The sequence below is a fragment of the Microvirga tunisiensis genome (assembly GCF_009296175.1).
GTDB lineage: Bacteria > Pseudomonadota > Alphaproteobacteria > Rhizobiales > Beijerinckiaceae > Microvirga > Microvirga tunisiensis.
Genome location: NZ_VOSK01000264.1, coordinates 1 through 8,728 on the forward strand (window position 1 = coordinate 1; position 8,728 = coordinate 8,728).

At 63.2% G+C, this 8,728-nt stretch carries 8 protein-coding genes; all 8 read right to left on the reverse strand.

All coding sequences use genetic code 11. The features are described from left to right. Positions 1-135 precede the first annotated feature (135 nt). The 8 genes from ald to doeB all read right to left on the reverse strand — a co-directional run bounded on the left by ald (position 136) and on the right by doeB (position 8,562). Entirely contained in the window at positions 136-1,260 is a 1,125-nt protein-coding gene (gene ald, locus FS320_RS32875; RefSeq protein ID WP_152716626.1) for an alanine dehydrogenase, read from the reverse strand. Between the two features lie 115 nt (positions 1,261-1,375). Next, positions 1,376-2,767: an aspartate aminotransferase family protein gene (locus tag FS320_RS32880; protein ID WP_152716627.1), complete on the reverse strand. Its 1,392-nt coding sequence runs from the start codon at positions 2,765-2,767 to the stop codon at positions 1,376-1,378. A gap of 13 nt (positions 2,768-2,780) precedes the next feature. Continuing rightward, complete coding sequence (locus FS320_RS32885; protein ID WP_152716628.1) at positions 2,781-4,292, reverse strand: NAD-dependent succinate-semialdehyde dehydrogenase; 1,512 nt, start codon at positions 4,290-4,292, stop codon at positions 2,781-2,783. A gap of 97 nt (positions 4,293-4,389) precedes the next feature. After that, positions 4,390-5,193 carry an ectoine/hydroxyectoine ABC transporter ATP-binding protein EhuA gene (gene ehuA, locus FS320_RS32890; protein WP_152716629.1) on the reverse strand — a complete coding sequence of 268 codons (804 nt, stop codon included), beginning with the start codon at positions 5,191-5,193 and terminating at the stop codon, positions 4,390-4,392. After that, a complete protein-coding gene (gene ehuD / locus FS320_RS32895) occupies positions 5,190-5,882 on the reverse strand; it encodes an ectoine/hydroxyectoine ABC transporter permease subunit EhuD (protein WP_152716630.1) in 693 nt (230 codons plus the stop codon). The genes ehuA and ehuD overlap by 4 nt, the downstream gene beginning before the upstream one ends. Further along, complete coding sequence (gene ehuC / locus FS320_RS32900) at positions 5,879-6,544, reverse strand: ectoine/hydroxyectoine ABC transporter permease subunit EhuC (protein ID WP_152716631.1); 666 nt, start codon at positions 6,542-6,544, stop codon at positions 5,879-5,881. The genes ehuD and ehuC overlap by 4 nt, the downstream gene beginning before the upstream one ends. A 77-nt stretch (positions 6,545-6,621) precedes the next feature. Continuing rightward, a complete protein-coding gene (gene ehuB / locus FS320_RS32905) occupies positions 6,622-7,473 on the reverse strand; it encodes an ectoine/hydroxyectoine ABC transporter substrate-binding protein EhuB (RefSeq protein WP_152716632.1) in 852 nt (283 codons plus the stop codon). Between the two features lie 78 nt (positions 7,474-7,551). Further along, entirely contained in the window at positions 7,552-8,562 is a 1,011-nt protein-coding gene (gene doeB / locus FS320_RS32910; RefSeq protein WP_152716633.1) for a N(2)-acetyl-L-2,4-diaminobutanoate deacetylase DoeB, read from the reverse strand. Positions 8,563-8,728 lie beyond the last annotated feature (166 nt).

Consider the following 8,728-nt stretch of genomic DNA (forward strand, 5'->3'; position numbering starts at 1 on the left):
ATAGACGAAGCTCAAGGCCTTACCGCGCCGATACCGCGAGACCTGAACGGTCTGTCCGAACAGCGGATGCCAGGGATACGCAATGGTCGCAGATCGAAAACCGTATGCTCTATGTCGCTTGTTGGCCAGCGCCCATCAATGTCCGTTCGCGATCATGTCCCGGGCAGGCGTGCAGACGAGGCCTTGGGCCTCCGCTACGGGAAGGCAGGTGATCCTGCCGTCGCATACGTTCAGGCCGTCCAGCAGATGCAGATCCTGCGACAGCGCCGTGCGCCAGCCTTTGTTCGCAAGGGCCAGCACGAACGGCAGGGTCGCATTGTTGAGGGCGAAGGTTGAGGTCCTGGGGACCGCGCCGGGCATGTTGGCGACGCAATAGCGTACGACTCCGTCCACTACATAGGTCGGGTCGGAGTGAGTTGTGGCATGGGAAGTTTCGAAGCACCCGCCTTGGTCGATTGCGATATCGACGACGACGGCTCCCTTCTTCATGGTGCCAATCATCTCGCGGCTGACCAGCTTGGGTGCGGCAGCGCCGGGGATGAGCACCGCGCCGATCAGCAGATCGGCTTCTCTGACGAGCTCCGCGATGTCTGCCCTGGTGGAATAGACCGTCGAGATTGCGCTGCCGAACTGGTTCGCCAAGCGCTTCAGGGCATCGGGCGATCGGTCGACAACCGTAACCCGTGCGCCCATGCCGACGGCAATCGCGGTAGCATGGGTGCCTGACACTCCCCCACCCAGAATGACGATGGACGCTGCCGGAACGCCCGGCACACCGCCGAGCAGGATGCCGCGTCCGCCCTGCGCCTTTTCCAGAGCATGGGCTCCGACCTGTGGCGCAAGTCTGCCGGCGACCTCGGACATGGGGGTCAGAAGAGGCAGGGTGCCGGAAGGGGAGGTCACGGTCTCATAGGCGATGCAAACCGCCTTGGCTTCCATGAGATCGCGGGTCTGCTCCGGATCGGGGGCAAGATGCAAGTAGGTGAACAGGATCTGTCCCGGCCGCAGGCGCTTGCGCTCCTGGGCCTGAGGCTCCTTCACCTTCACCACCATTTCGGCTTCCGCGAAGATCCGCCCGGGACCGTCGACGATCTCCGCCCCGGCAGCCATGTAATCCTCATCCATAAGCCCAGCCCCCAGGCCCGCCCCGGACTGAACCATGACGCGGTGCCCATGATGACCCAGCTCCTGCACGGACGACGGGGTAAGCCCCACGCGGGCCTCGTTATTCTTGATTTCAGATGGTACGCCGACAAGCATGGGGCTGCATCCTCAGTGGGGTTGGGCTTGTGCCCTCTTTTTCCGGCCTTCGTGAGGCCGTTGCCGAGCTCCGCGGTGGGCTGGTTTTTGCGCCCACCCACCGCAGAGGTAAATATTAGAGCGTCGCGGTTACGCTTTCCACAGCATCCTTCGCCGCGGCTACGATGATATCAGCCTCTTCCCTGGTCAGGCAGAGTGGCGGGGCAAAGCCGAGGATGTCGCCTTGCGGCATGGCGCGCCCGATGACGCCGCGTTCCAGCAATGCGGCAGTGATGCGCGGCCCGACCTTTTCGGAGGGATCGAAGAATACGCGGTCGTTGCGGTCCCGCACGAACTCGACCGCAGCCATCAGGCCCTCACCACGCACCTCGCCGACGAAGCGGTTCGAGCCCACGGCTTCCTGAAGCGCGTTGTTGAAGTAGGCTCCGACCTGGCGGGCATTGTTGACGATGTCGAGTTCGTCGACGACATCGAGGTTCGCCACGCCGGCTGCGGCGCAGAGCGGATGGGACGAGTAGGTCCAGCCATGCCCGATGGCGCCGTAGGTGTCGGATCCCTGTTCCAGAACGCGCCAAACCTTCTCGGACACGATCACGCCGGAGAGCGGCGCATAAGCCGATGTCAGGCCCTTGGCGATGGTGATGAGATCCGGCCTTATGCCATAATGATCGGACCCGAACATGGTGCCGAGACGCCCGAAACCCGTGATCACCTCGTCGGCGATGAGCAGGATGTCGTACTTTTCCAGAACGGTCTGGATCTTCTCCCAATAGCCCTTCGGCGGGGGCACGATTCCGCCCGTGCCCAGTACCGGCTCGCCGATGAAGGCCGCGATGGTCTCCGGACCTTCGGCCTGGATCATCTCCTCCAGCTTGTCGGCGCAGTATTGCGAGAACTGCTCCTCGCTCATGCTGCGGTCGGGGCGGCGGAAAAAGTAGGGTGCTTCCGTGTGCAGGATCGGCGGGCGGGGTAGGTCGAACAGATTGTGAAAGGCGGCCAGGCCAGTCAGGCTGCCGCTCATCAGGCCCGAGCCGTGATAGCCGCGCCAGCGGGAGATGATCTTCTTCTTCTCGGGCCGCCCGAGCACATTGTTCATGTACCAGACGAGCTTGATGTTGGTCTCATTGGCATCCGAACCCGACAGGCCGAAGAACACGCGGCTCATCCCCGTCGGGGCGCGGTCTATGATCATCTTCGCGAGACGGATCGACGGTTCGGAGCCGTGGCCCACATAGGCATGATAGTAGGGCAGGGCGGCAGCCTGAGCGGCGATGGCGTCCGTGATCTTGGTTCGGCCGTAGCCGACATTCACGCAATAGAGGCCCGCAAATGCATTGAGGCTGCGATTGCCGTCACGGTCGACGATGTAAACGCCCTCGCCGCCGGTAATGATGCGGTTGGGCGTTTCTCCGCGCGCATGCTGGGCCATGTGGGTGGAGGGGTGAAAGAAGTGATCCCGGTCCCAGGCGTGGAGTTCGTTATCGAGATTGTTCGCTTCGTTCAGCATGTCTGACTCCGGATCATTGTACATCGATGCAAAGGTATTTCAGGTCCGTGAAGGCCTCTAAGCCATGGCGCGATCCCTCGCGTCCGAGGCCCGATTGCTTCATGCCGCCGAACGGGATCGGGGCGCCGGTGATCTTCACGCGGTTGATCGCCACCATTCCATATTCGAGGGACCGGCCGAGCCGCAGGGCGCGTGCGCCGTTTTCGGTCACCACATAGGCGACGAGGCCGTACTCGGTCGCATTCGCCCGCGCCACGACTTCATCCTCGCTGTCGAATGGCGTCACGGCGGCGATCGGCGCGAAGGTCTCCTCGCGCATGATCAGCGCGTCGTCTGGCACATCGACGAGCAGCGTCGGCGTCACGAAGAGCGGTCCCGGAGCGCCACCGTCTGCGGTCATTCGGCGGGCGCCATGCTTGAGGGCGTCCGCAACCTGCGCCTGTGCCTTGGCCACGGCGTTGGCATGCATGAGAGGGCCGATCTCCGTGGCGGTCTCCAGGCCCGGTCCGACCTTCAGGCCGGCGATACGCTGGTCGAAGGCGTCGCAGAACGCCGGGTAGATCCCGCGCTGGACATAGATGCGGTTGGCCGCGAGGCAGTCCTGGCCGGAGGTCGCGAACTTCGCCGCCATCGCGATCTCGACGGCTTTGTCCAAATCGGCATCGTCGAACACGATGAGCGGCGCATGCCCGCCCAGCTCCATCACGAGGCGCTTCATGGTGGACGCGCAGCGCATCGTGATCTTGCGCCCGATCTCCGTGGAGCCGGTGAAGCTGACGACACGGACGCGCTCGTCATCGCAGAAGCGATTGGCGATGGGTTCGGCATCGCCCGTCACGATGTTGAGAACGCCGCAGGGCAGGCCTGCGCGTTCGGCGAGCTCCGCCAGCGCGAGCGCCGAAAGTGGGGTGTAAGAGGATGGGTGGGCTACCACCGTGCAGCCTGCGGCCAGCGCGGCCGCCGCCTTGCGGGTCAGCATGGCCGACGGGAAGTTCCACGGCGTCAGCAGCGCCGCGACGCCGAGGGCCTCGCGGCGCACCAGCATCTCCGCACCGTGCAGATGACTCGTGACGCTCTCCACGTTCAGGCGCTTGGCTTCTTCCGAATACCATTCCACGAACGAGGCCGCATAGGCGATTTCGCCCCGCGACTCGGCAAGGGACTTTCCCTGTTCAAGGGTCATGATCAGGGCGAGATCTTCAAGCGCGTCCAGGATGAGCGCATGCCAGGCGCGCAGGCGTTCGGCCCGCTCCTGCGGCAGCAGGGCCTTCCAGTCTGGCAGGGCACGGGCGGCGGCATCGACGGCCTGGCTCGCGGCCTCGGCCCCGAGACGCGACACGCGGGCAACGGCCAGGCCGGTGGCCGGATCGTTGACCTTGAAGCGTGCATCGCCCGCCGCCGCCGTCCAGCGCCCGTCAATATAGGCCATTTCGCGCAGCAGGCGGGGATCGCGCAGCTGGCTCAGCGCCGGGTGAGTATCCCCTTTGACGGATACGGGAGCGGTGGTCTGCGTCATCGCGTTCATGCGTCGCCATCCTCAGAATGCAATAGAAGGAGACTATCCTTTCACAGGGGGAGAAGATCTCGGTTCTTCGGTGTGGGAGCAGAGAAAATCTCGGTTTTCACTGGGTGCACCCGATACTTCCTCGCTGAGATTCCTGCTCACCCAGGATGGAGCTCAGGAATTCCCGCGTGCGGGGCTGCTGCGGGTTGCTGAAGAAGCGCTCGGGTTCGCCCTGTTCGACGATGCGTCCCTTGTCGAAGAAGCAGACGCGATCCGACACCTCCCGGGCGAAGCGCATCTCGTGCGTGACCAGGAGCATTGTCAGGTCGTGTTCGCGCGCGAGATCACGGATGACGCCGAGCACTTCGCCGACCAGCTGCGGGTCTAGCGCGGAGGTCGGCTCATCGAACAGGAGAACGCGCGGACGCATGGCAAGCGCACGCGCGATGGCGACGCGCTGCTGCTGCCCGCCCGAAAGCTGACTCGGGAAGTGATCCTTCTTATCATAGAGGCCGACCATGCGCAGCAGTTCGGTGGCGCGGCTTTCCGCCTCCTCCCGCTTCATCTTCAAGACTGCGACCGGAGCCTCAACTACGTTGCGCAGCACGGTCATGTGCGGGAACAGGTTGAAGCTCTGAAACACCATGCCCACATTGCTGCGGATCGTGTGGAGGTGCTTTTCGCTCGCCTTGAAAGGGCCGCGGCCATCGGGCTCGTGGTAGCTTATGCCGTCGATCTCCAGGAGTCCTTCCTGGAATGGCTCCAGCGTCATCAGAATGCGCAGAACGGTAGACTTGCCGGAGCCCGACGGGCCGATGAGCGTCACCTTCTCGCCGCGCTGGACCTCGAAGTTGAAGTTGTCGAGCACGGTCAGTGCGCCGAAGCGCTTGATGACGTTCTGAAAGCGGATAATCGGGTTCATCGCAGAGGGATCCCACTTTTGGGCAGGGCTCTTTCAACCGCATAGATGAGAGCCGAGCAGATTAGGGTCATGGGAAGGAAGATCAGCCCGACCATGGAGAGCGGCACCAGATATTCGAAGGTCCGCTCGCCGATCATGTTGGCAAGGCCGAGCATGTCGAGCACGGTCACGACAGAGAGGACCGGGGTCTCCTTCAGCATCGAGACGAGATAGTTTCCAAGCGCGGGCACGATGCGGGGAATCATCTGCGGGATCACGACGTCCCGGTAGGTTTGCAGCCGCGTCATGTTGAGCGCCGTTGCGGCCTCCCATTGCCCGCGGGATACGGCGTTGACGCCGCCGCGATAGACCTCGGACGTGTAGGCCGAGTACTGCAGCCCAAGCGCCAGGGCTCCGGTCATGAAAGCGGGCAGGATGATCCCGAAATCCGGCAGGACGTAATAGAGAAAAAACAGCTGAACCAGCAGGGGTGTGTCGCGAACGAACTCGGTGAAGCAGGCCACCGTCCAGGAGATCGCCTTGATCCGGCTGCGCCGCAGCAGCGCCAGCACGAGGCCGAGAACGAGGGCGATGACGTATCCGACGGCAGCTGCCTGCAGGGTCACCAGCAGACCGTGTCCAAGGATCGGCAGGATGGAGAGCGCGAAGGTCAGCGGAGTCGATGTGTCCCAGGCATAACCGTACATCATGAGTGGGCGCTCCTGGGAAAAGCCGGACCGCGCCTCAGCTTCATCTCGATGAAGCGCACCGCGAACATCAGGCAGAGGGCGATGAGGAAGTAGCCGAGCAGGGTCAGGGTGTAGACCCTGGCGCTGTTCAGGGTGATGTTGCGCAGGGACTGGGCCTGGAAGGTCAGGTCGGCGATGGAGATCAGGGAGACGAGCGCCGTATCCTTGAGGTTCTGGATGGCCAGATTGCCGAAGGGCGGCATCATTTCGATGATGGCTTGGGGCATCGCGATGTGCCAGAGCGTGTAGGTCTTGCTGAAGTTGAGCGCGCGCGCTGCTTCGAGCTGCGCGGGAGGCACGGCGAGCAAGGCTCCGCGCACCACCTCCGCCCCGAAAGCCCCGGTCAGAAGCGCCAGCGTCATGATGCCGGTCGTGATCAGATTGAACGAGACGCCGACCAGCGGCAGGGCATAATAGAACCAGAACAGCTGCACGAGAAGCGGCGTGCCGCGAAACAGCACGATGTAGACAAAGGCAAGGCCCGACACGAAGCGGTTGCTCGACGTGCGCGCGATTCCTGCGGCGAAAGCCAGGATCACACCGAAGAAGATCGATGCGAGCGAGATCATCACCGTCACCTGTGCGCCCTTCAGCAAAGGCGCGAGATATTGCATCCACGTCATCGTCGGCTTCCCCTTACGGACATTCCGCCCGGCCGGAGCGCCTCGCTCCGGCCGGATGGTTCGAACGATGCAACGGGTTACTTTCCGGCACAGAGATCGGCGACGTTCTTGGCGGCAGCGGCCTTGATGCTCTCGGCGCTCAGACCGTAGGACATGAGGATCTTCTGGTAATCCTCGGTCTTGCGGAAATCGACCAGCTCCTTGTTGAACGCATCATGGAGTTCCTTGTCCTCCGGGCGGAAGGCGAACCCGCCGTAATTGCGCACCGGCTTGCCGTCGACGACGGGATCCGTGAAGGGCTTCACCTGTTCCACACCCTGGCTGCCTTCCACGAGCTTGGACACGGTGAGCTCGGTCGCGGCGTAGGCGTCCACACGGGACTGCACCGTCGAAGGCGCATCGGCATTGGCCTGGATGATGACGATCTGGCTGTCCTTCACGCCCACGGCGCGCAGGAAGTCGATGTTGTTGGCGCCCGATACGACAGCGACTTTGAGGGACGGATCCTTGGCGATGTCCGCGTAGGTGGTCAGCTTCTTCGGGTTGCCCTTCTTCACCAGCAGGCCCTCGCCATAGCTGGAATTCGGCTCCGTGAACGACACCTGCTTACAGCGCTCGGGCGAGATGTTCTGTTCAGCAGCCGCGAATGCGAAGCGGCGAGCCTTCAGGCCGGGAATGAGCGTGCCGAACGGCGTCACCGTCCAGTTCACTTCGTTGATGCCCATGCGCTTGAGCACGGCAATGGCGACGTCGGGGCCGATGCCGGCGGCCGAGCCGTCTTCCTTCATATAGCCATAGGGCACTTCGTTGGCCGTGGCGGCCTGGATGTAGCCGGCGCTCTTCACCTCGTCGAGCGTCAGAGCCTGCGCACTCCCAATACCGGCGGCGAGAGCGAGGGCGGCAATGCCGTAACGGATCACTGTTTTCATGTGGTCTTCTCCTCTGGTGTTATCAGAACCGCGTGCCGGTTGATCCAGCTTGCAGCGTTTTGCTGGCGGTATTTTGTGTCAGATCCTCTCCTCGACAGTTGCGACCACAGCGAGGCAGTCGCCCGTCTTGACAAGCCCAGGGAAATGCCGGGCAGCGAGAATGCCGTCGAGGGCGGCCCGATATACCGCAGGCGCCTGTCCGGTCCGACCGATGGGATGAATGCGCGCGATCACGTCTCCCGCCCGCACCGGATCGCCGAGATCGGTGCAAACCTCGACCAGGCCGTCATCCTCCGCAAAGCGGAAGCAATCGCCGGAGGGCATGTCGAGCCAGCAGGTCGGCCTCGTCTCCAGCGTGCCGGCAACGATGCCCGCGTGTTTGAGAACGTTCATCACGCCGCGCTTGGCGATGCCCACGGTCTTGGCCGACGACGTGCCGCCGCCCGACAGTTCCGTGGTCACGAACACCTTCCCCATCTCCTCGGCGGCGGTGTCGTACATGCCGACCGTGTCGATCTCGATCATCCGCATGGAATAGGGAGCCGAGAAGGCAGCCACCGCGTCGAAACAGCGCTTTTCCTGCTCCTTGTTCGGCAGTTCATGGGCGGCCGCATAGGGCAGGAAGTCGAGGGTGCGTCCGCCCGAGTGGAAGTCGAGCACGATGTCGGCGAGCGGCAGCAGCGTACGCTGGAAGTAATCGGCGATCTTCTCAGTCACGGTGCCATCCGGGCGTCCGGGAAAGCTGCGGTTGAGATTGCCCCGGTCGATCGGCGAAGTGCGAGTTCCTGCGCGAAAGGCCGGGTAGTTCATGGCAGGCACGATGATAACACGGCCTTGGACCGCCTCGGCCTTGAGCGTGCGCGCAAGGTCGAAGAGAGCCACCGGGCCTTCGTATTCATCGCCGTGATTGCCGCCAGTGACAAGGGCTGTCGGGCCATCCCCACCCTTGACGACGGTAATCGGAATCATCACCGAGCCCCAGGCCGAGTCGTCCCGGCTGTAGGGCAGGCGCAGGAAGCCGTGCTGCACCCCGTCCGCCTCAAAGTCGACGCTGGCGGCGATGGGAGAGGGGCGCTGAAGCGATGTCATGATATTCATGGTTTCACTAGAGCGCGTTGACATTCAGGCTTTCGACGGACTCGCAAATCTGATTCAAGCTCCTTTTGGGCGCGGAGGCTTGGGTGAGCGGAGTTCGTCTGATGTTGAAAGATCACCAGTGGGATCGGATGGAGCCGCATTTGCCGGGCAAACGCAT